Annotated in this window: 17 protein-coding genes; 14 read left to right on the top strand and 3 right to left on the bottom strand. The window is 46.3% G+C overall.

What is annotated here, in order from left to right:
* Positions 1-1301 precede the first annotated feature (1301 nt).
* Positions 1302-1565, bottom strand: coding sequence for a LysR family transcriptional regulator (locus tag LKE88_RS02960; protein ID WP_105325474.1), 264 nt, complete (start codon positions 1563-1565; stop codon positions 1302-1304).
* 165 nt (positions 1566-1730) lie between these two features.
* The gene (locus LKE88_RS02955; RefSeq protein ID WP_105325475.1) at positions 1731-2558 is read right to left on the bottom strand and encodes an amidohydrolase family protein; all 828 of its coding nucleotides are present in this window, start codon (positions 2556-2558) and stop codon (positions 1731-1733) included.
* A gap of 253 nt (positions 2559-2811) precedes the next feature.
* Here LKE88_RS02955 and LKE88_RS02950 point away from each other — a divergent pair, with 253 nt between their 5' ends.
* The 9 genes from LKE88_RS02950 (at position 2812) to LKE88_RS02910 (ending at position 12876) form a co-directional block, all read left to right on the top strand.
* The gene (locus LKE88_RS02950; protein WP_105325476.1) at positions 2812-4092 is read left to right on the top strand and encodes a 3-isopropylmalate dehydratase large subunit; all 1281 of its coding nucleotides are present in this window, start codon (positions 2812-2814) and stop codon (positions 4090-4092) included.
* Positions 4093-4105: 13 nt separating this feature from the next.
* Positions 4106-4627, top strand: a complete 522-nt coding sequence (locus LKE88_RS02945) for a LeuD/DmdB family oxidoreductase small subunit (protein ID WP_276802717.1) — start codon at positions 4106-4108, stop codon at positions 4625-4627.
* A gap of 14 nt (positions 4628-4641) precedes the next feature.
* Positions 4642-4950: a citrate lyase acyl carrier protein gene (citD, locus tag LKE88_RS02940; protein ID WP_118287055.1), complete on the top strand. Its 309-nt coding sequence runs from the start codon at positions 4642-4644 to the stop codon at positions 4948-4950.
* The gene (locus tag LKE88_RS02935) at positions 4937-5833 is read left to right on the top strand and encodes an HpcH/HpaI aldolase/citrate lyase family protein (protein ID WP_118287056.1); all 897 of its coding nucleotides are present in this window, start codon (positions 4937-4939) and stop codon (positions 5831-5833) included. The genes citD and LKE88_RS02935 overlap by 14 nt, the downstream gene beginning before the upstream one ends.
* Positions 5833-7392, top strand: coding sequence for a citrate lyase subunit alpha (citF, locus tag LKE88_RS02930; RefSeq protein WP_105325480.1), 1560 nt, complete (start codon positions 5833-5835; stop codon positions 7390-7392). The genes LKE88_RS02935 and citF overlap by 1 nt, the downstream gene beginning before the upstream one ends.
* Before the next feature lie 40 nt (positions 7393-7432).
* Positions 7433-8827: an MmgE/PrpD family protein gene (locus LKE88_RS02925; protein ID WP_276802714.1), complete on the top strand. Its 1395-nt coding sequence runs from the start codon at positions 7433-7435 to the stop codon at positions 8825-8827.
* 71 nt (positions 8828-8898) lie between these two features.
* The gene (gene gltS, locus LKE88_RS02920) at positions 8899-10116 is read left to right on the top strand and encodes a sodium/glutamate symporter (protein WP_158572346.1); all 1218 of its coding nucleotides are present in this window, start codon (positions 8899-8901) and stop codon (positions 10114-10116) included.
* A gap of 19 nt (positions 10117-10135) precedes the next feature.
* Positions 10136-11500: an MmgE/PrpD family protein gene (locus LKE88_RS02915; RefSeq protein WP_105325483.1), complete on the top strand. Its 1365-nt coding sequence runs from the start codon at positions 10136-10138 to the stop codon at positions 11498-11500.
* Positions 11501-11502: 2 nt separating this feature from the next.
* Positions 11503-12876 (top strand): MmgE/PrpD family protein, encoded by a 1374-nt coding sequence (locus LKE88_RS02910; protein ID WP_276802711.1) that lies wholly within the window; start codon positions 11503-11505, stop codon positions 12874-12876.
* On the opposite strand, the gene LKE88_RS02905 is transcribed toward LKE88_RS02910, so the two are convergent.
* On the bottom strand, positions 12873-13838 hold the full coding sequence (locus tag LKE88_RS02905) for a LysR family transcriptional regulator (RefSeq protein ID WP_118287059.1): 966 nt from the start codon (positions 13836-13838) through the stop codon (positions 12873-12875). The genes LKE88_RS02910 and LKE88_RS02905 overlap by 4 nt on opposite strands.
* A gap of 132 nt (positions 13839-13970) precedes the next feature.
* On the opposite strand from LKE88_RS02905, the gene LKE88_RS02900 reads away from it, so the two are divergent.
* The 5 genes from LKE88_RS02900 (at position 13971) to LKE88_RS02880 (ending at position 21219) form a co-directional block, all read left to right on the top strand.
* A complete protein-coding gene (locus tag LKE88_RS02900) occupies positions 13971-15149 on the top strand; it encodes a 2-methylaconitate cis-trans isomerase PrpF family protein (RefSeq protein ID WP_118287068.1) in 1179 nt (392 codons plus the stop codon).
* Between the two features lie 1910 nt (positions 15150-17059).
* Positions 17060-18922, top strand: a complete 1863-nt coding sequence (locus LKE88_RS02895) for a DUF2075 domain-containing protein (RefSeq protein WP_118287060.1) — start codon at positions 17060-17062, stop codon at positions 18920-18922.
* A 203-nt stretch (positions 18923-19125) separates the two neighbouring features.
* On the top strand, positions 19126-19815 hold the full coding sequence (locus LKE88_RS02890) for a hypothetical protein (protein ID WP_118287061.1): 690 nt from the start codon (positions 19126-19128) through the stop codon (positions 19813-19815).
* A 223-nt stretch (positions 19816-20038) separates the two neighbouring features.
* A complete protein-coding gene (locus LKE88_RS02885) occupies positions 20039-20650 on the top strand; it encodes a hypothetical protein (RefSeq protein WP_118287062.1) in 612 nt (203 codons plus the stop codon).
* Between the two features lie 5 nt (positions 20651-20655).
* The gene (locus LKE88_RS02880; protein WP_118287063.1) at positions 20656-21219 is read left to right on the top strand and encodes a zinc ribbon domain-containing protein; all 564 of its coding nucleotides are present in this window, start codon (positions 20656-20658) and stop codon (positions 21217-21219) included.
* Positions 21220-21221 lie beyond the last annotated feature (2 nt).

Genomic DNA, 21221 nt, shown 5'->3' with positions numbered 1-21221 from the left:
AAAAAGCCGCTCTCCAAAATCATGCAGATTTTGGAGAGCGGCTTTTTTGCTTGAAATCGGGGGATGAGTGGGGCGCTGACAGGTAGTGCTGAAGAAAACGGACGACGTGCTACGCTTTCTACGAAAGCGTAGAGGTGTTTTTGGGAATATATTGCGGCGCCAGCGCCGCAGAAGGAACCTTCCCCACCCAGGGCCCTTGGATTCTTGGTGTGGCCCGTCCCTCCCCTTCCTGTTAGGCGGGGAGGGCAGAGGACGTGCTGGCCGTTACAGGTAGTGATTTGATAGCTCATGTAGTGGTGACGCTATAGTAACGATTAACAATTGACCAGCAGCGATATAGAACGCTTCCTGCAAACGTTGCGTTCGCGTCCAAACAGCGCTACAGTTTTTCCAAAAGCTGTTTGGTATACGCGAGCCATGCGACAGCCGTCCGGGAATCAAACCCGTAGGGTGCTGATGACCGGAATACGGCGAACCGCTCAGGAAGTGGTGCCGGTAGGCACCGATAGAAGTTCATTAAAGCTATTTTTCGCGGCGCTAGCGCCGTAAATGCTGGGGTGAACTTCCTCAGTCATCCCTACGGGCTGACGGCCCCTACACGCTTGCAGGGGCCAGTCTTAGGCCCATACGAGTCATGTGCTAAACGGGGTATAGCAAAGCAACATGGTTCGTAAATATCATCACTACTCTAGTCTATTACATGACCGGTAGGGGCCTGGAAGCCTTCTGAGTGGTTCGCCGTACTCCAATCAGCGGCGTCCTCGCGGACTTGCTTCTTGGACGGCTATCACATAGGTCGCATATTCCAAATGTCCTTGAAAACTGAATTGACATTTGGATGCGACCGTAAAGCGTTGGAGAAGGTGTCGCCAGAGGCGACGGATGAGGTTCACTACGACTTTTTCTGCGGCCGTAGGCCGAATGCCTTCTCCTTACCTGTTCGCTATGCGAACAGGAGAAGGGGAAGGGTGGCTGCGCCCAAGAGTAAAACGCAGCCGGGATGGGGTTCAAAAGTAGGATGTCTGTACCGCACCCGTTGAGAACGTCGACCAAAAATCCGGTACAGAGTTTTCTCCAGCTAAAAATTGCCCTTGGGCAATTTTTCCGTTGTTGGACTACCTAACGGTCCGCACTAGCCCCAAATGGGGACAAACCTTTCCCCACACAGGGGGAAAATGCCGCAACGCGGCAAAAGGGGCTTTCCCAGCCGTCACCCAAGCCTTTGCGGCCGACCGCCGCATACACCTAGCCCCGCTCCAGTTATAGAGCGGGGCTAGTATGGGGTCATACCTCACCCAGTATTATTCTTGCGGCTGAAAATTTTCAAATGCCATGTTCACTGATAACCAAGATTGGGCCAAGGGCAGGAGTCGTTTGCCGTTGGGTGTCAGTTGGGTGCCCCGGGAGCCTTGCTGCCGCAGGACCAGCTGAGCACCTACCTGGCGTTCCAGCTGCTTTAGCCGATAGCTGACGGTAGCCTGGGATACATAAAGCACCCGGGAGGCTTCACTGATATTATTGACCTTAGCAATGGTCAAAAACGTTTCTACCAAATCTTTTTCCATAGGGGATGCCTCCCATCTCAAATTATGGCGGTTTCGTTTTGGGTAACAAGAAGCGATGCTTCGGCAGAGGGGTTCAAGAAATAGAAACAGAGGGTTTTGAACAAGTCCAGAAGCATCGCTTTCAAGTTTCACAAGCAATAAGCCAATAAGGCGGAAGAAAACAGATTAGAAGCCGTATAGTTCGGCGGGATTGTCGGTCAGAGCCAGGCGTCTCAGCCGGTCACTGGGCAGCCATTGGGCTAGCAGTTCCACCAATTGGAATTCGTCCGGCTTTTTCTTTTCCGTAACATGGGGGAAATCCGTCCCCCAAACAATCCGTTGGGGAGCAAACTCGGCAATGGTACGGGCAGTTTTTGTAGCATCCACCCAAGGATATACGCTGGTGGTGTTCAAATAGGGACCGGTGAGTTTAATCCAGGTGTTGCCTTTTTCCAGCATTTCCTGGATGAACGTCCAAGCCGGGTCTTTGGTGCCCAGCACCGGATCCAGGCGCCCCATATGGTCAATGACAATTTTGCAGTCCATTTTTCGGATGACGTCAGCATGCTCGGCAATTTGGGCGGCGCTCATATGCAACTGGATATTCCAGCCCAGGTCTTTTACCCGTTCGCTGAGAGGGTAGCAGTCATCAAAGGAAACAACTGCATTTTTTGGGTTCCATACGCTAAAACGCAGCCCCCGTACCCCGCCTTCATGGAGCCGTTCCAATTCCTTATCGCTGACAGTGGCATCTACGACGGCAATGCCCCTTACGTTGGCCGGCCCGAACTTCTGGATGGCGTCTAGCAGGCAGGTATTGTCCTTCCCAAAGGGTTTCGCCTGGACAAATATGGCTCTAGGCAATTCCAGCTTTTCTGCAAGATATTTATAGGTTTTCACAGTGCCAATCTGGGAAGCTGCCTTACCATCATTGGGGAAAGCAGGATCAATAATGTGCAGGTGTGCATTGCATGCCTGGGGCGGCATGGTGAAACTGAATTTGTTTGTGCTCATAATACCCACAACCTCCGTTATTTTGTTAAGACCATGGTATCATGAGTGCTATGTAATAAAAAAGCAGTTAAATGGAACGATACCGCAACTTTAGGTTGCGGATTTTTTATGTCCTTAGATGCAACCTTTGGTTGCAGACTTACAAATACAAAGTGCTTTTCATTACATGGATGAAACGGTAGCATGTAGGTGAAGGCAAGATTCGGTTGATAATTCACTGAATTTTAGAAATGCAATAAAAGGAGGCAGTTCAATGGGAAAGACAGCCATTGTAAAAATTATGGAGCGTGCATCTGGCCATCCTGTCAAGGTAGGGGAACGGGTCTGGTGCCATGTGGACCTGGCTTCCGCCAGAGACTTCGGCGGTGCCAACTGCGTGCTGCAGTTTGAAAAGGAAATGGGCAAGGATGCCAAGGTATGGGATCCCAATAAAGTAGCCTATACCTTTGACTTGCAGACACCCTCCCATTCGGAAAAGGTATCCAATAACCAGAAAATCATCCGGGAATTTGCAAAAAGACAAGGTATTCCTCATCTGTTTGACATCAACCACGGCATCGGCCAACACGTTATGCTGGAAGCCGGCCTGATCAAACCGGGGGATGTGGTCCTGGGCACGGACAGCCATATGAACCTGCTGGGTTCCGTAGGCGCCTTTGCTACCGGCGTTGGCAACTCTGACGTAGCAGCTGCGTATGTGAAAGGCCTGTGCTGGTTCCGGGTTCCGGAAACTATGAAAATCAACATCACCGGTCATTTCAAAAAAGGCGTGTGTATGCGTGACCTGCTTACCAAGATTGTAGGCGACCTGGGTGCCGGCGGCATGGACTACCTGGCAGTGGAATTCACCGGCGATACGGTAGAACGGGCTACTCTGGCAGAGCGGATTACCCTGTGCTCCATGGTAACCGAAATGAGCGGCAAGGTTCCCCTGATTATGCCCAATGGCCCTGTACTGGATTGGCTGGTAGAACGGGCTGGGAAAGAAGTGGTGGACCGGGTGAAGGCGTTGTCTGCTGACCCCGATGCTGAGTACTGCCAGGTTCTGGAATACAATGTGGACGAATTGGAGCCCATGGCCTCCTGCCCCGATGCACCGGATAATGTAAAGACTGTCCGGGAAGTTGCTGGTACCCATGTGGACCAGGTTCATATCGGTTCTTGCTCCAACGGCCGCTACGAAGATATTAAAGCTGCCCATGACGTGCTTATGGCAGGCGGCGGTAAGATCAATCCGGGCACCCGGGTAATCATCACCCCCTGCACCACGGAAGTGGAACTGCAGTGCCTGAAAGACGGCTTCGTTACGGATTTCCTGAATGCCGGCATTGTTTTCACCAATCCCACCTGTGCCCTGTGCACAGCAGAACATTACGGTGCACTGCCTGCAGGGGATGTGGGCGTAGCCACCAACAACCGGAACTTCATAGGCAAAGTGGGCAAGGGGAGCCATACCTATCTGCTTTCTCCCATGTCTGCCATGGCTACTGCACTTCGGGGCTGCATCACTGACCCCCGGGATATTTTGAAATAGGGAGGAACGCAGAATGAACAAACAAATTGGCCGTGCCTGGGTATTAAGCGATAACGTAGATACGGATTTGATTTATCACAACAAATATTTGGCGGAAACAGACCCCAAGCAAATGCCCCAATACGCTTTTGAATATTATCCGGGCATGGAAAACTTTGCCAAGGAAGTAAAACCTGGGGACTTTGTTGTAGCTGGTAAGAACTTTGGCTGCGGTTCCAGCCGAGAACACGCCGTATACTGCTTGAAATACGCCGGAGTACCCTGCATTTTGGCAGAAACCTGTTCTCGAATCTACTACCGGAATGCCATCAACAACGGTTATCCGGTCCTGTTCGTCAAGGGCTTGTCCCAGGGCATCAAAGACGGCAAGATCAAAAACGGCGATACCCTGGAAGTTGACCTGTCCACCGGGGAAATCAAAGACCAAAACACCGGTGTGGTTTTCCACGGAGATGCCGTCAGCAACCTGGAACACGAAATCATGGAAGCCGGAGGGCTGTTCCCCTATATGAAAGCCCACGCCAAAGAAGACTAAGGAGGCACACGAGTATGGAATTAAAGAAACCGGCCCTGGTCGGTACGCTGGAATCCAGCGATGTGCAGATTAAACTGTTTCCCAATCCGGGAAAAGGCATTGATATCGATTTGCAGAGCGTTGTAAAAACCCTGTTTGGTGATGCTATCGAAGCTACCATCCGGGAAGTCCTGAAGAATTTTGACGTAAAGGACGCCAGAGTAGAAGTGTACGATAAAGGCGCCTTGGATTTTGCCATCCGGGCCCGCATGGAATGTGCGGTCTGCAGAGCAGCTGAAATCCATTACGATTGGGGAAAGGAGGATCAACATGGCCAAAACTGAGCTGATGCGGACCTCCCTCTATGCTGGAGGTACCAGTCCTGTGAAAATGATTCAGGCTGGCTTCTATAATGAAGACTGCCTGGTTTACGACCTGGAAGATTCCGTTTCTTCTGGCGAGAAAGATGCTGCCCGTTTCTTGGTCTACAACGCAGTGAAATACCAGCGCCCGGCCGGCAAATATATCCTGATCCGGGTCAATGGCCTGTACTCCAAAGAATTGGACGAAGACCTGGAAGCAGCAGTACGGGCACAGCCCGACGCCATTCGCCTGCCCAAGGTGGAATATGCTGAGGAAGTCAAACGGGTGGATAAAAAAATTACTGCCATTGAAAAGAAGGCCGGCCTGCCTGTTGGCGGAATAGCCCTGTGGTGCAATATCGAATCCTATTTGGGCGTACTCAATGCCCGGGAAATTGCCAAGGCCAGCCCTCGGGTGGCAGCCATGGCCCTGGGTGCCGAAGACTTTACTGCCAGCATGAGCGCCCAGCGCACCAAGCCGGGTTGGGAAATCTTCTACGCCCGGAACACCATCCTGATGGCCTGCCGGGAAGCCGGTATTTCCGCCCAGGACGCCGTGTTTTCTGATATCAACGACAGCGAAGGCCTTCAACGGGATCTGGAAATGACCAGAACCCTGGGCTTTGACGGCAAAACCTGCATGCATCCCAGACAGATTGACAAAGTAAACGCTTGCTTTACCCCTTCCCGTAAGGAGATTATCAATGCAGTCCGAGTGCTGGAAGCTTTGAAGAAAGCTGCCCGGAATCATACGGGCGTTTGCACGCTGGACGGTGGCATGGTGGATAAACCCATGGAACTCCGGGCCCGCTCCACCTTGGCCAAAGCAGAGGCTGCTGGAATCAAGATCGGGGGTAACTTGTGATGATAGAAAATAGTTTAGGACGCAAACTGCCGGAAAAAATCGGCGATTATGTAGTAAAACCCTATCAGGGCGCCTATGTAACCCCAGCCCGGAAAGGTCCTGTGGTTACCAAGCGTACGGCAGGCCATAGAATTCCCGGAGATACCAAACTCCTGGGAAGCTTGGAGGAAGCTATCAAAGCCTCTGGCCTGCAAGATGGCATGACCATCTCCTTCCACCATGCCTTCCGGGAAGGGGACAAAATCATTGGTCAGGTACTTCTGGCCATCCGCAAACTGGGCATCAAGCATCTGCGTTTTGCCCCCAGCGCCGTGGTCAACATTTCCCAACCCTCCATTGTGGACTTTATTGAAGACGGAACCATCGACCGGATTGAAGCCAGCGGTATCCGCGGCCAATTGGGGGATGCTGTGTTGGCCGGTGAAATGGAAAAGCCGGTAATCCTCCGTACCCACGGTTCCCGGCCCCGGGCTATCGAAGCCGGCGAACTGCAGATTGACGTAGCCTTCATCGGCGCTTCTGCTGCAGACGATAACGGCAACTGCACCGGCCAAATCGGCCCCAATGCCTGCGGCTCCCTGGGTTACTCTTTCGTAGATGCCCAAAATGCCGGCTGCGTGATTGTCATCACCGACAACCTGGTGGAATATCCCTGCTGCCCGGTAAGCATCAGCCAACAGTACGTGGATTATGTGGTGAAGGTGGATTCCATCGGCGATCCTGCCAAAATTGGCGCAGGGGCTGCTCGGCTCACCAAGAACCCTCGGGATCTGATGATTGCTGAACGAACTGTGGACCTGATTTCCGCTTCCCGCCGCTTCAAAGACGGCTTCTCCTTCCAGACCGGCGCCGGCGCCATCCCCATTGCCATTACCAAATATCTGGCAGAACGGATGAAAGAACGGGGCGTCAAAGCCAGCTTTGCCCTGGGCGGCATTCCCGCAGCCATCATCGATATGTATGATGAAGAACTGGTGCGGGTGGTTGCCTGTAGCCAAAGCTTCGATAACGTAGCAGCCAGGGCCATTGTGGATCGTCCTGGGGTTATCGAAATTGACAACGCCGACTATTCCAATGCCTATAACAAAGGCGGCTATCTGAACCGGGAAGACTTCGGCGTACTGGGTGCCCTGGAAATCGATACGGACTTTAACGTAAACATCCTCACCGGATCCTCCGGCGAAATGATGGGCGGACTGGGCGGCGGCCCGGATGTAGCCGGCGGCGCAGCCATTTCCATTGTTACCATCCCCATCATCAGAGGCAGAACTCCTTCCGTGGTAAAACATGTGTTTACCCTGTGCACCCCCGGTGAAACCGTGGCAGCAGTAGTAACCGAAGCCGGAATTGCCTTGAACCCGAAACACCGGAATTACCAGGAACTGAAAGAAGATTTGGAAAAGACCTCTTTGAAACTGGTAACCATTGAAGAACTGCAGCAATTGGCTGAATCCCTGACAGGCGTCTATAAACCCATTGAAACCACCGACAAAGTAGCCGCCATTGTAGAATATCGGGACGGCACCGTGCTGGATGTAATTCGCCAAATCAAAAAGTAAACAGGATTATCCACACGGATGCCCCTTGAAGGCTGGTGCAATGATGAGAAAAACATTAGCTCAAGTCTTGGCGGACTATGCAGTGAATCTGCACTATGACCAATTGCCAAAAGCCTCCATCGAGCGCGCTAAAGAAGTTATTCTAGATGCCAGTGCCAACTTCATCAATGGACGATTTGATGCAGCTGCAGTACCCCTCCTGCAATATGCAAAATCAATCAGCGAAGAAGTTAAAACTGAAGCTACTTTCACTTTTTTGAGCGAGCAGGATTACGCACTTTCTACACGTGCAGCGATATTCGCTTATTGCGCAATGGGCAGAATGGCAGATATGGATGATGGCTTTAGTAAGGCAATGGGCCATCCTGGTTCGTTTCTGGTTCCAACATTACTGATAATGGGCAAGCTGCATAAAATCTCAGGTAAAGAAGCTATTGCAGCCCTTGTTGCTGCGTATGATGTATACGCACGGATTGCTGAAGCTTTAAACCCCTATATGCATAGGGAAAGGGGATTTGATGCAACCGGTGTATGTGGTTCTGTAGCAGCTGCGGCATTATTGGCCAGAATAATGAAATGCGATTCTGGCCAGGCCGCAAATGCTATGGGTTTAGCAGGGACTTTTTCTGGAGGAATTATAGAATGCCAGCAAGATGGTACCTCAGGAAAGTATCTCTGTGGAGCCTGGGCTGCGCTTAATGGTTTGCGTGCAGTAGATTTGGCAAGAGCTGGATTTACTGGATCACCGCAAATTTTAGAAGGGAAAAGGGGACTTTTCCAAGCCTTTCAAAGCAGCCATGGTTTTGAGACTGATCACGTATTGGATAGTTTAGGGAAGTTGTTTAAAATTAATGAAGTCTATTTTAAGCGGTTTGCCTGCCTGCGAGGTGTTCATGCAACTTTGGATGCAGCTTTGCAGTTAAAAGAAAGCTATCACCTGGTTCCTGAGCAGATTGAAAAAGTGGAAATCAGAGCATCCAGTTATTTGCTTCGTTTTGCAGAACCTTATACCAAAACTGAGATTAGTGCACAATCCAGCCTGCCTTTTACAACAGCGGTAGTACTGCTTTATGGAAAGTTGGATGCCGCAGAATTTTTGAGAGAATGTTTAAAAGATGAAACTGTGTCTCGCTTTGAAGAACGAATTATCGTAAAATATGATTCTGACTTAGAAGCATATTTAAAAGAACATCCTTCACATTTTAGTGCCAGTAAAGTAGTTGTCTATACAAGCAGTGGGAAAATTCTGACCCACACTCAGCATATACCCATAGGAGAAACAAAAGAGACGAAATTCGGCTGGGATATGGTGGCATCAAAATTTACCCATCTTGTAGAAAAAACTCCATTTGGAGTTCTAAATCAGCAATATATTCATCAAATCCAGCAGTTAGAATATTGTAATGCTTTATCAGAAATATTTGTACTAAAGTAATAATCTGATTTGTTCTTACCCAACTGAAGTCAAGCTTTTATGAATACCCTATTTTTAAGGAGATGTTGAGCGTGAAAGTCACATTAGATTTGTATGCAACTGTTGCTTTGGCACTGTTCTTTTTCTATATTGGCAGCATTATCAAAAACCATCTGAAGTTCTTGCGGAAGTTTTGTATTCCTACACCCGTTGTTGGTGGTATCCTTTTCGCCGTCATTAATCTGATTTTTCATCAATACAACATTTTGCACTTAAAGCTGGATGCAGTCTTTCAAAACCTTTGCATGGTAGCCTTCTTTACCAGCATTGGGTATTCTGCTTCTATGAAAACTGTGCGGAAAGCTGGAAAACCCATTATTTTGCTGACTGTAAGTACTGCCATTCTTATTACTATGCAGAATATTATCGGCGGTTATACTGCTGTTGCTCTTGGCCTGCCCAAATTGCTAGGGCTCTGCCTTGGGTCTATTCCTCTGGTTGGCGGTCACGGCAATGCTGGCGCTTTTGGTCCGCAAATTCAGAGTATGGGTATTAATAGTGCTACAACGGTTGCAATTGCAGGGGCAACGTTTGGCTTAGTATTCGGTAGTTTATTAGGCGGCCCAGCAGCTGACTTTTTGATTAGAAAATTTAAGCTCAGTGGTACGAATGTAGTGGAAAAGACCTTAGAAGTGGAAAACGAAGGCGAAGGCTCTACAGACGAATTGAAAATTTCTGAAAAAGAATTTATCTCTCATGTGATGCTGATGGCTTTCCATATTTTCATCTCGATGGCCTTTGGTGTTGTATTGAACGTATTGATCAAAAGATCCACTGGCATTACTATTCCAGTTTTCCTTTGCTCCATGCTGGTGGCTGTGGTTATTCGAAACATTTCCGATTATACACATCTCTATCCCACCTACGAACGGGAAGGAAATATCGCAGGTTCTATTTCCTTGAATATTTTCCTGGCTTTGGCAATGATGTCTGTAGAACTGTGGCAGCTGATTGATCTGGCTGTTCCCATGGCAATCATTTTGCTGGTGCAAGTGATCACCACTACCGCTTATGTAGTACTGGTTACCTTCCCGCTGATGGGTAAGGATTATGAAGCGGCTGTAATGTGTGCAGCTCAGATTGGCTATGGTTTTGGGGCAACCCCGAACGCTATGATGAACATCGCTACTGTTGAAGAAAAATACAGCCCCGCACCACAATCCAGATTGGTTGTACCCTTTGTAGGCGGCCTGTTCACTTCACTGATTAATGCAGCATTGATTACCACCTTTATCAATCTGTTTGCATAAGGTATATGGAGGCATTCGAATGGAAGAAACAAGTGTAAGCAAACTGGTGAATTTGTTTGATGATATGTCTTATGAGCAAATTCCCCCAGATATTCTAAAGTTAACCAAAGAATACGTTGCCGATTTTATCGGAATCTTTTGTGCCAGCACCAAAAAGAGTATGTCTCGTCAATTGCATGAGGCGTTAAAAGACAAACTGGGCGAAAAGCCTGTTGCTGAGGAACTTGCCATGTGGATGGCAAGTTCCGCCAGAATGTTGGATATGGATGATGGCCATCGTTTTGCCATGGCTCACCCTGGTGTTGTAATACAGGCCACAGCTGCTGCCATGGCTATGACTCTGCCCAAAGAAAAGGTGGATGGGAAAAAATATCTGGAAGCCATTATTAAGGGCTACGAAGTATATTGTTGGCAGGGCCGGGTGATTAATCCGTCTGCTTATTTGGAAAGAGGCATAGATGCCACCAGTGCCTGCGGCGCTGCTGCTGCCGCAGTGGTTGCTGGAACCTTGATGGGCTTTTCCAAAAAACAGCTGGTGGATGCCATTTCCTTGGCTGCAGCCGTAATTGGCGGGTTAAATCAAAGTGCAATTGATGGATCTGCCCAAAAGTATCTTGTGGCTGGCTTTGGCGCGAAAGTGGGAATTGCCGCAGCTCAAATTGCAGCTTATGGTTTAGGCGGGCCTTCCCACGTATATGAAGGAAAATTAGGCTTTGTTAACGCCTTCTCGGCTCATCCAGACCGCGAACTGTTGGAAGAACCGAAACTGCGCTGGGATATTCAATATGCATATATGAAGATTCATGCCTGTGTACGACGTATCCATGCCACGTTGGATGCTGTGAACAAGATTATGTCGGATCACCAGCTGCGGTTGGAAGATGTAAAAACGGTTCAGGTATTTGGCGGACCTTTCCTTTATGATGCAGGAACCTACGACCCCAAAGACAGTGCACAGGCACAGACCAGCGTTCCTTATGCGGTGGCAAATCTGTTAAAGTTTGGGGTAGTACGCGATGACTATATGGAAGAAAATTTGCAGAACCCTGAAATTGCTTCCCTGTCCAGGAAAGTAATCGTATTGCTGGATTCAGAAATTGCAGAGATGGCCAAAAAAGATAAAAGTTTGTGGGGCGCAGCCAAAGTACGTATTACGACAAACGAGAACAAAGAGTATGAAGTCTTGAAGAAAATTCCTGATGGTGATCGCGAATCTCCGTTCCCTCCAGGTACCATTGAAAAGAAATTCCTGGGACATGTTCAAGAAATTGCTGATGCAGAGTATGCAAAGCAACTTTGGAATACCCTTGAGTCGTTGGAACAAGTGACAAGTCCTTCCGATGTATTGACAGAAATGCTGCATCGGATTAAGGAGGCTAACTAACAATGGATTATATAATCCCTAAGCGTTTTGCTCATTTTATTGCGGAGACCACATACGAAAAGCTTCCGCAGGATGTTATTCAGATTGCCAAAGAAAGAATTATGGATACCTTGGGAGCTGCACTGGCTGGTGCCTCCCATTGGGAATATAAAGAAAACTTCCTGCAAGCCTGCAGGAAGTTTGGAAAAGGCGATACTGCTGTTATTACGGGTGGTGCAAAAGAGTTCCCGTTGGCAAGAGCGGCTATGATCAACGCTACCTTTGCTCATGGTATTGAGTTGGATGATGGCCATAAAAATGCAGGCGTACATTGCGGCGCCGCGATTATTCCTACAGCGTTGACGTTAGGCTCTGCACTGGGCTGCAGCGGTAAGGAAATTTTGACAGCCATTGTTATTGGCTATGATATTGTCTACAGATTAGCTTCAAATATGGCACCTTACCAAATCAAGAAGGGGTTTCATCCTTCTGGTAATGATGACACAATTGGCTCCATGGCTGTGGCCGGAAAATTGCGGAATTTGACGGAAAATCAATTGGAGCAAGGTCTGGGCCTTAGCGCTTTGTATGCCTCCGGTTTAATGGAAGCTACTGTAACAGGTCAGGCTTCTAAATGCATTCAGGTAGGGAATGCTGTATATAACGGCATTGCAGCCGCTTATTACGCTCAGGAAAATATGGAAGGTTCCCTCAGCGCCTTTGAAGGCAAGTCTGGATTCTTTAAGGCCAAGTCAGAAAATGTTGATCCTGAAAAGGTTTGTGAAGGACTTGGGGAGAAATTCCTGATTGGTGATACCTATAGTAAAATGTATCCTACTGCCAGACATTCCCAGCCTGCAATTGAAGCTGTCCTTGATTTGGTGGCTGAACATGGCTTCTCTTGGGAAGCTGTTGAAAAAGTATGGGTAGGGACCCACCAGGTAGCCTACGACATGACCGGTATTATCAAAGCTCCGAAGGATGCCGGAGAAGCTAAATTCAGCTTAGCTTACGGCGTTGCCCTGGCCTTGCATGAACACTGCTTTGGCATTGCCCATTTGGATGAGCGTTATACACAGGACCCCATTAATATTAAGCTCGGTAATTTGGTTACTGTCGCAGTTGATCCTGATGTTCAAAAACTTTATCCAAAGCGCAGAGGTGCCAAAGTAAAGGTCTATTTAAAAGATGGTACCGTGTATGAAAAGGAATTGTATGATTTGAAAGGGTCTCCGGGTAATCCCATTGGTTGGAAAGAACTGGAGCAGAAATTCCGGATTAATACTGAATCTGTGCTGCCTAAGAAGGAAGCAGATACATTGCTGGCTTTGATTCAATCCATGGATGAAGCCAGTCAAATAAACCCGCTGATGGATATCCTGAACACCGCCCGCTAAATGGTGGACGGGTTCAAGTCAGCAAACGAAGCACATTTTCGTTGTACTAAACGGATAAAGTTTTTCCCATAATCCGGAAGGATCTTTTCCTTTAAGGTAACCAAGGAAAATTGATTGCGAGCATCCAAACCAGCAATGGGGAATACGTTTAAATGATGTTCCGGATGAAGCTGATTCATTTCTGCAATGGAGGGAAGATACATAGTCCAGCAAATGCTGGCTGCATAATCCCGGGCGGACATCATAAAATGGATATCCAATTGGGTTAGCTCCATGACACAATTCAGCTGCAGGTTCCGTGCTTGAGCGTAATTTTCCAAGGCAATTCGAGAATTAAAGGTCTTGCGATTGAGAATAAATGGCACCTTCTGAAACATTGCCAGATCAACACCTTTTGCAAATTGCTCTTTGCAAGCAGGATAATTATCCGGAAAATATTGTGCCAGCATATTGTCAGAGATGACCAGGTACAACTGTTCATTCAGCAGCGGTTTGGATATTAACTGATGATGATCGACACCATCTTGATTAATGAGGACAAGATCCAATTCATTTTTTAAAACCCGATCCGTCAGTTCTTTTGAAACAGCGTACTCTACATCTAACAACACCTCTGGATAGAGAGCTTTGAATTCAGAAATCAACTCAGGAATTAACACCCGGTAGCGGCCTTCCGTTGTCCCTACACGGATACGGCCCTTCTTTGAAAGGCGGATATCTTCCAATTGGTTGTCCAGATTCTGTTCGAGAAATTGAACTTGCCGGAGCGTGTCTAACATCGCATGGCCTGCTGGCGTTAAAGTGAGTTTGGGGGTTCGTTCAAAGAAGGCAACATTATATTCCTGCTCCAGATTTTTAAGATATTTACTGAGACATTGGTGGGAAATATAAAGCTTATCTGCTGCATGGGAAATGCTCTTTTCTTCCGCAAGTGCAATAAAGTATTTGTAGTTGTTAAGCATAATGTGCTCCTTTCAAGATTTATATACTTATTTTATCGTTTCAAAGGCCTTCTTGCAATTATAAATTGCAAGAAAAAATAAACCATGAAATAAAAAGTTTCAGAACAAATTCTGAGAAAGAGGGTAATGATCATGACGAATTATAAACCCAATCGTAAAATCCCTGCTGTGTATATGCGCGGGGGCACTTCCAAAGCTGTTTTCTTCCATGCGGAAGATCTGCCGCAGGATGAAAAGGAACGGGATAAGGTGATTCTGAGTGCCTTTGGCTCTCCTGACCGCCGGCAGATCGATGGTATGGGCGGCGCCAACACATCCACCAGTAAGGTTGCTGTCATCAAAAAGAGCAGCCGTCCCGGTATTGACGTGGACTACGACTTTGGCCAGGTAGATGTTATGGCCCCCATTGTAGGCAAGACCATGAACTGCGGGAACATTTCCTCTGCAGTTGGCCCTTACTCCATTGATGAAGGTCTGGTCAAAGCCGTGGAACCTATCACCGAAGTGCATATCTTCAACACCAATACTAAAAAAGAAATTATTGCTCAGGTCCCTGTTAAAGATGGCAAAGCTGTAACCGAAGGAGATTTCGCCATTGACGGTGTACCGGGCACTGCTGCCAAAGTAACCCTGAAATTCGTTTCTCCCCAGGGCGCTGCCAGCGGCAAACTTCTGCCCACCGGCCATGTAAAGGACACCATTGAAGTAGAAGGCAAAACCTATGAATATAGCTTTGTAGATGCTGCCAACCCTGTTATCTTTGTGCATCCCGAAGACTTCGGCGTAAAGGGCACGGAAATCCCCAGCGAATTCAATGCACTGCCTAATTGTGCAGACATCTGCCGGAAACTGGAAGTCATTCGCGGCACTGGTGCTATTACCCTGGGCTTTGCCAAAGACCTGGAAGACGCCAAAAAGAACAGCCAAACCCTGCCGAAGATTGCTTTTGTAACCAAACCGGTGGATTACACCGCAGGCAGCGGCAAAGCCATTGGCAAGGACCAGATTGATATCGTGGGCCGCCTGTTCTCTGTAAATATGAAAATGATTGATGCCTATATGGGTACCGGCGCCATCTGCACCGTAACGGCTGCCAATACCCCTGGTACCATCGTCAATGAAATCGTTTGCGGAGACGGCAAGAACCCTTCCAATAAAGTAACCCACATTCGCATTGGGCATCCTTGGGGCATTATGGATGCTTACGCAGACCTGAAGGATAACCCGGATGGAACCCATACCGTGCTCAGCGGCAACCTGGATCGGACTGCCCGCCGTATTATGGAAGGCTATGTATACGTCCGTGATTGATGCAGCCTAAAGAAGCACCAGCTGCCTGCCTAGCAAAATACAAAAACACTCTCTTTAGGCAGGCCATAGGGGGAGCTGGGTGGAAGTAGAACGCAGCAATTGAGGAATATAGCAAAAGGACGAGAACAGAAATGCTCTCGTCCTTTTGTAATGTTTGTCATTGAAGTTGAGGCTGGGGGCCCGACCCACACCAATACCCCGCAGACCGCACGACCATTTATAAGCTCCAACCTTTATGCGGCCGCATCCAAACAGCCAAACAAATTCTGCAAGTGGCTGTTTGGATAATAAGGCCCATGCGATAGCCGTCCAAGAAGCAAGTCCGTCAGGACGTAGCTGATTGGAACACGGCTAACCGCTGGGGGAGCTGTCACCGCAGGCTGACTAAGGGAGTCGTATCCATTTCTCAAGGCTTTGGCCGTAGAGAAATGGAATATACGACCCCTGCGACAGCCGTCCGTGAACCGAACCCGCAGGGTGAAGGCGAATGGAATACGGAGAACCGCTAAATGCCGCAAAGCGGCAATGGGGGCTTGCCCAGCATTCCATATATTCTTAAAAATCCAGTACATCTTAAAAAATATAAAAATATTGATATTTATTTCTTATAATACATGTTTCAAATATTCGTTTTGGCAACCAAGTGACAACCAAGTGACAACCAAGTGACAACCAAGTGACAACCCAATATAAGTTAAGTTAAGATAATGTAAGTTAAGATAATATAATATAAAAAACATAAAAGCTTGGTGTTTTATATTTACATAGCACTACGTAGCTACAGATATACAGTTTTACTCTCCGTATAGCTTATATTTACCCGCTTACAGTGTATTACTCCTTCTGCTCTACAGAACGTTTACCACTTCGCTGCTTACCCAGAAAGCGCTTGCACACAGGCTCTGCCTGGGCTTTGCGGCACTGGTCTGGGTAATCCGGGTAGGGAGTCCTGGCGGCTATTTTGCAGTCGGCAAATGGAGATCTTACCAAATTTCGTTTTTAACGGGCGAAAAGCGTGAAATATGACCTCGGGTATGGACTGTATACAAAATACTGTTTCTGGACTGATTTTGGGCGTAATAGGGCTATTTGTACTTTTAAGATATACCCCATATTTATATTTATCTGGATTTTATTATAGCTAGCAGGGCCATGTCCTGGGGAAAATATTTCGTTAACCTGCTATGTGCAAGTATGAAACATAAGGCGCTCTTTTTGCCAATCGCAGAATAATAAGCCAAAATCAAGGCAGCTTCGAAGGGCTGAAACAATCGAGAAACCTAGGCACAGCCTATTGTTGTGTAGGGAATGCAAAAGTGAAAGAGCGACAATAAAAAACATAGAAAAGAATATTTTGTTACGCAAAGTACGTTCCGCGAGGAGCAAGTTTCACTGTGCATTTTTGACAATTTCGATTATATCATGATATTGCGTAATTGCAAAGAATGTCGAAAAATAAATTTGGGGTGAGGATTGAAAGGCCAAAATAGGAAAAGGTGGAAGTGATGAAGTATTGTATTTGTTGAAAGGCTGCCAAAATGAAGGCGGGTATTAGAAGGAAATTGTTTAAAGTCTGCTATTACGCATTGTTTCTGCAGGAACAGTGAGTATAGCAGGAGATTCTACTGTCATTTTGTTTTTGATTGTGTATTTACCAATTAATATAATTGGAAGCATACAAAAAATGGATATTTTACAACGTTAGATTTCTAAATATTCATTAAATACTTATTTGCCTTCTGTACTTAACTTTCCTACTCACTAAATCGACTTTAATAATAGGGAAGCCGTATTATACACTTGTATGTTTGGTAGCCTGGGTGATAAAATTGACAGTATAAAATGTATATAAAATACTAGCTATAGTTTAATTGCACTAATGGTTTTACTCAGGGATTGAGGGGAAATGCATGATTCTTTATAAGAATACGGCTTCTGCTTTTTGTAATGCTGTTGATGATAATCATATTGTGGATGACCTGGAAAATGCTTTCCTGACTCAGGTAGGGCATGGGGTGTCACCCAATGAAAAGAATTCCTGGAATAATTCCTTGCAGTTTATGGAGCGGGTAATTCGTAAGTCTGCGATTCCTGCGGATAGTGGTATTTTGTTGGAATACAATATTCCGGCTACTTCCAAGCGGATTGATGTGGTAGTCAGCGGTCATGATGAAAAGGAACGCAAGAACTTTGTCATTATTGAGCTGAAGCAGTGGAGCGAAGCAGAAGCAACGGATATGGACTTTTTGGTTCGTACGTATGTTGGTGGAGGCAAACGAGTGCTTCCGCATCCTGCTTATCAAGCCTATTCCTACAAGCAATTTCTGAGGGATATGAATACAGCGGTTGCGGATTCAACTCTGAATCCGTATTCTTGTGCCTATTTACACAATTATCATAAACAGACGCCGGAGCCGTTATTGGAAGAACAGTATGCTCCTATTTATGAGGATACCCCGCTTTTCTTTGCTTCGGATACCAAAAAACTGGAAAAGTATCTGGCGGAACGAGTGGGCAAGGGCCAGGGGATGGAAATCCTGGACGATATTGATTCCGGCAAAGTCAGACCTTCTAAGAAATTTATTGAATACGTTGCGGATATGCTTGACGGAAATCCGGTGTATACCTTGCTGGATGAACAGCAAGTGGCTTATGCGACTATTTTGTCCTATGCTATCAAGGCTGCGAAACGGACAACTATCATAGTGAATGGGGGACCGGGAACAGGGAAATCGGTAGTAGCCATGAATGCTTTTGTTGCGCTGCTAAAGAAAGGAAAAAATATTCGTTTTGTAGCGCCCAATGCTGCTTTTCGCTTGGCGATGGTTGATACCTTGGGTAAGGGTCGGAGAAATAGTAAAAAGCGGCTGAATGAACTTTTTATGGGTTCCTCAGCTTTTGCGGCTGCTGCTCCCTTGAGTTACGATGCAATTTTAGTGGATGAAGCTCATCGGCTGAAAGCTAAGGGCGCCTATATGTATAAGGGTGAAGGCCAGGTAGAGGATATCATTCGTTCTTCAATGGTCAATATCTTTTTTATTGACGATCATCAGCGCATCCGACTGGAAGATGAGGGTTCTGTCGCTTTGATTAAGGCGATGGCCCAAAAGTACGGGTCCGAAGTACATGAAGTAAAATTGGAGGCTCAGTTCCGCTGCGCCGGAGCAGAGGGCTTTTTGAATTGGGTGGAACATACTCTCCAAATTCGGGATACGGCCAACTTTGACGGTTGGGACAAGGAAACCTTTGAGTTCCAAATTATGGATTCTCCTCTTGCGTTGGAAAAGTATATACAGGAGAAAAATCAGCAGCATTGGAAGGCAAGAATGCTGGCTGGTTACGCCTGGCATTGGTCCACTGCAAAAGAAGGGAATCCTGATGCGGAGATTCCCGATGTCTGTATTCCAGAATTCAATTTTGCGCGGCCTTGGAATAGCCGTAAGAATTCTACTAATTGGGCTATTGATCCAAATATGCAGAATCAGGTTGGCTGTGTGCATACGTCCCAGGGACTGGAATTTGACTATGTAGGTGTCATTATTGGCAAGGATTTAATCTATAATCCGGAAACCTATGCCATTGAAGCGGTCTACAAGAATTATTGTGATGCTACGGGAAAGAAAGGTTTGAAAAATAAACCTGAAGAGTTGACCAAGCTGATTAAGAATATTTACCGTATATTGCTGTCCCGGGGAATGCGCGGCTGTGCAGTTTACTGCTGTGATAAGAATCTACAGGAATATCTGAAGAGTCGTCTGAAAAACATAACTTAAAAGGGTGGAAGGAAATCTTGGATTAGCATAGGCCGGAATATTCCGGACCATCTCTTTCACCTTCCCGGACTTTTTAGGCCACCTTGCCGGAGGCAGTAGTCCAGGTGGACTTGTAGGAATTTGCAGGCCCTGTGTCGCTTTCTGGGCGACCCACAGCTGGGGAAAGCTTGCTATACTAGGGGCAGAAGGGAAGGTGTTGTGTTATGAAGAAACTATTGTGGCTGGTGCTGCTTCTGTGTCTGAGTACTGGAACGGCGTTTGCGGCAGACTGGCAGCGGTTGGAAGAATCGGAATTAGGTGATGGCGGTGGCTTTATCGATATGGCATCCCTGCAAAAGGATGATGAAAAAGCCGTGGTGTGGCAAAAATACATCTATCCGGATGGGAAAATTGCCTTGCAGCAACTTGTCATAAAACATAAAGAAAGAAAAGATGCGCTAAAGGCAAAGTATGTTTTCGATGCTAATGGGAAAAGGAAAACAATTTATGAGGCTAAATCTGAAGCCGCTTTGTACTTCCGTGATATTTACCCCGAATCAGATGGTGAAATACTTTACACTCATTTTTGGCCTAATGAGATCAATACTTTTCCCGACCGATGGTATTATTTGGGAATCAACGACAGAGGCAATAGTTTTTATGTAGATAATTCCACAGTACAAAAAGATTCCGCATACGCTTTTGTATGGACAAAATCTGCGAGCCCAAATGGAACCTGGACTATTGCACACTATTTTATGAGACGCAAAGAAAGAACGTATACGGTACCAATCGCCTATTCTCTAGTTTACCCCGGAAAAGACGGGTATATAGATGCTGAAGGCTTTCCCAATGATGTGGAACTCATTCTGCCAGATTCGCTGGAAGAAAAGTTGTATGATGCGATTTGGTGAGGAGAGGCGTTGGGCGTAAGGTGCTGAGATATTGCTGCGGGCAATGTACATTATAGGCGTGGCGCTGGGGGGGCCTGGAGCCTTGGGGTTTTGCGAGGGCATTTTAGTGGGAAGATGGGTGTGCGATTTCTAATGTAAAATACGTCCCTGGATGAACAGAAAATTGGAAAGAAGCTGTTCTTTGCAAATTGAATAGCTAAGGAATTAAGGAAGGATGTAAGTGATGATTAGAACAAATATTATTACATTACTTATCACATTGATTATGGGAGTTTGCGTAAGCTGCAAAACAGGCGGTCTTGTCCAAATGGTAAAAGATGGAAGGTCTGCTGCTTATAAAGAAGTGCAATTGCATGGCACTGCATCAACTATGGAGGTAAAACTTCCTTTCAAAATAGCATCTGAAGGGGAAACATATCCGATTCCGGAAAATGATGTGCAGCATATGTCTCATCGTAAGGCCTTTGTAAAAGATAATGGAATTTTATGTTTTTATACTATAGCAGATAAATATAAAAACGATGATGTAAACAAACTAATAGAAGATGATAATACAAGTAATATCATACAAATGTTTGAAAAGCGTTTACAGAGTAAGGGAAATGAATATTCAAATTTAAAAATAAACGGCCAAAAATTAACAATTAGCGGAATTCCAGCTTTATTAATAGACATGACAGTTGATTCAGATAGTCTAGGAAAAAAGAAGGTAAAAATGCTAGTTATTATAAAGAACAATGAATTATGGGCCGCTGCATATGTGTACTCAGAGGATGATAAAGAGACAGAGGCGAAAGTCATTGATTCTATAAAGAATATCAGGGTTAAGGGGTAGTTTTTATGTATTGCTCTAAATGTGGGAAGAAAATAAAGGATGATTCTGTATTTTGTTCATATTGCGGAGCCAAAGTAATTCCACTGGCCGTAAAAATGGGTGATTCTTCTAGTATCGGGACACAAGAAGAACCACAAGAAAAGGATGAGATCAATTTAGATTTGACAATTCCAGATGCGGTTGAATCTTCTAATAATGGTACACAAGAAACGGAATTGGGGCACGAGAATGATGAAGAAGAGAAAAAACCTTCAAACCAGAGGAATGGCTGTTTATTATGGATCGGCTTTTTTGTGGTTTTTGCGGTTATAAGGAGCTTAGGAAACTTGGTTGCTGAAGGCGATTTAAATGTAAATCCACGGGTTGAATATACCGTCCCTGGTATTTTTACGGCAGTAATTGTAGCCTATATTTTATGGTATTATACCGGATATAAAGATATTTCGTCAGTCACTAAAAAAATAGCCGGGATCATACTTCTTGTAGCAAGCGTTATATGGGGTGTAGAAGGGGCAGTAGGATGCGGGATTTTCTTTTATGTTGTATATCGTTTATCTAAAAGCCGATAAAA

Origin of the sequence: Acidaminococcus hominis, from assembly GCF_022484025.1 — a bacterium.
Lineage (GTDB): Bacteria > Bacillota > Negativicutes > Acidaminococcales > Acidaminococcaceae > Acidaminococcus > Acidaminococcus hominis.
The sequence above is the reverse complement of the archived record's forward strand: the minus strand, read 5'-3'. Positions and strand labels throughout refer to the sequence as shown.

Bases quoted from the DNA above. Each gene is read 5' to 3' on its own strand.
- LKE88_RS02925 (WP_276802714.1), top strand. From the start codon at position 7,433: ATGATGAGAAAAACATTAGCTCAAGTCTTGGCGGACTATGCAGTGAAT.
- LKE88_RS02895 (WP_118287060.1), top strand. From the start codon at position 17,060: ATGATTCTTTATAAGAATACGGCTTCTGCTTTTTGTAATGCTGTTGAT.
- LKE88_RS02960 (WP_105325474.1), bottom strand. From the start codon at position 1,565: ATGGAAAAAGATTTGGTAGAAACGTTTTTGACCATTGCTAAGGTCAAT.
- citF (WP_105325480.1), top strand. From the start codon at position 5,833: ATGATAGAAAATAGTTTAGGACGCAAACTGCCGGAAAAAATCGGCGAT.
- LKE88_RS02950 (WP_105325476.1), top strand. From the start codon at position 2,812: ATGGGAAAGACAGCCATTGTAAAAATTATGGAGCGTGCATCTGGCCAT.
- LKE88_RS02890 (WP_118287061.1), top strand. From the start codon at position 19,126: ATGAAGAAACTATTGTGGCTGGTGCTGCTTCTGTGTCTGAGTACTGGA.
- LKE88_RS02915 (WP_105325483.1), top strand. From the start codon at position 10,136: ATGGAAGAAACAAGTGTAAGCAAACTGGTGAATTTGTTTGATGATATG.
- citD (WP_118287055.1), top strand. From the start codon at position 4,642: ATGGAATTAAAGAAACCGGCCCTGGTCGGTACGCTGGAATCCAGCGAT.
- LKE88_RS02945 (WP_276802717.1), top strand. From the start codon at position 4,106: ATGAACAAACAAATTGGCCGTGCCTGGGTATTAAGCGATAACGTAGAT.
- LKE88_RS02885 (WP_118287062.1), top strand. From the start codon at position 20,039: ATGATTAGAACAAATATTATTACATTACTTATCACATTGATTATGGGA.
- LKE88_RS02900 (WP_118287068.1), top strand. From the start codon at position 13,971: ATGACGAATTATAAACCCAATCGTAAAATCCCTGCTGTGTATATGCGC.
- LKE88_RS02880 (WP_118287063.1), top strand. From the start codon at position 20,656: ATGTATTGCTCTAAATGTGGGAAGAAAATAAAGGATGATTCTGTATTT.
- LKE88_RS02935 (WP_118287056.1), top strand. From the start codon at position 4,937: ATGGCCAAAACTGAGCTGATGCGGACCTCCCTCTATGCTGGAGGTACC.
- LKE88_RS02905 (WP_118287059.1), bottom strand. From the start codon at position 13,838: ATGCTTAACAACTACAAATACTTTATTGCACTTGCGGAAGAAAAGAGC.
- LKE88_RS02910 (WP_276802711.1), top strand. From the start codon at position 11,503: ATGGATTATATAATCCCTAAGCGTTTTGCTCATTTTATTGCGGAGACC.
- LKE88_RS02955 (WP_105325475.1), bottom strand. From the start codon at position 2,558: ATGAGCACAAACAAATTCAGTTTCACCATGCCGCCCCAGGCATGCAAT.